The organism is Streptococcus sp. GMD6S, assembly GCF_000297015.1.
In genome coordinates, this window is the sequence record NZ_AJRH01000323.1 from 1 (window position 1) to 1,318 (window position 1,318).

Annotated in this window: 1 protein-coding gene; it reads right to left on the minus strand. The window is 31.4% G+C overall.

Features of this window, described 5'->3' with window-relative positions; genetic code table 11:
* Positions 1 to 77: 77 nt before the first annotated feature.
* The gene (locus tag GMD6S_RS11325) at positions 78 to 1,181 is read right to left on the minus strand and encodes a hypothetical protein (protein ID WP_000876342.1); all 1,104 of its coding nucleotides are present in this window, start codon (positions 1,179 to 1,181) and stop codon (positions 78 to 80) included.
* Positions 1,182 to 1,318: the final 137 nt, after the last annotated feature.

Consider the following 1,318-nt stretch of genomic DNA (forward strand, 5'->3'; position numbering starts at 1 on the left):
TGTCCCCAGATACCGAAAACACCACATTCTTCATTAAGAGATTTTACTTCGTATGTCATTTTTTATACCTTTTATTTTTACATTATAGCCCACTCTTCTAAAAGAAAATTAGGAATTTCATCTGGCTCAACTCTCTTATAACTATCAACACCTACATACTGACCCAAATTAGGTTTGCCGAAAAGTTCTTGACTAAGTAGCACAAGCTTCTCATTTGTTCTAATTTTTTCTTTAATTGTCGGGCTAAAGTAGTAGTTTTCAGTGTAAGCAAATATTAAATAATTAAGAAAATCCAGTTTATTCAATCGATTGCTACTGTTAAACTGACTTTTTAGAGATCTATATTTCCAATCCCTTTTATGATAAAAAGCTAGCACCATCGTCTTTTCTTTTAATGGTAAAATAGCCAGATGCAACTTCTGAATACGATTTTTTTTTGAATGGTTACTCGTATCATTCACTGGATATTCATACATATCTCTAATCAACGTTAATGAGCCTTGAAACGCTATCGGTGTCTTATAGGGGAGCACCTCATGAAAAATAATTTGATATGCTCCTTTAAGATTGTTTTCAATAGCAGTTTTATGGAGTAAAATTTCATTTTGAAAATCTTCAATATCATAATCAAAAGAATTATGAAGATCTTTTATTTTTTGAGATGTATTCTCTAACGTTTTATTAGAAATCTCAGGTATTCTTAAGTATAAAGCCTTCTTGATTGTATTATCAGACATTGATTTTTTAAAATGATATTTTTCCTCCCTCATTCTAACTAGTTCTAAAAGGAAATTTTTCAATGCAATTTGTGACAACATTTTATCGCTAGGATAAGACGTAAGATTCATTTCATTTTCATATTCCTGAAAATAGAAAGAATCACATTTACGACAAATAATTTGTATCGTTCCCGAATTGCTCACTCCCTTATCATTATCTGACAGATCGCTCCCTATTAAATAACCAGCTTGAGTCAACTTGCCAGAATCAGAAATATTTTTTAACGATAACTGTGGAATAGTGTGAGAGTTGCAAAAACTTGTAGTATCTTTATCACAAAGCAAACACTTTCTTGGCTTTAAGTCCTCCTTCATTACTCTCATCTCTCTAGATAACGATTTTTTCAATTGAATCTTTTTTTCAACATCAGGTATATCAATTAATTTATTCAAATATTTCACAAACTTTCATTTTTCTTCTCAAAACACACCAATCGTCTTAGTCATCTATAGTCTTATTTCCCAGTAAAGTATTTAACAGCCGACGCAAACAGGTGCTGGTCTTTATTCCCTGGGATGTTTTGGAAGAGACCGTCTTC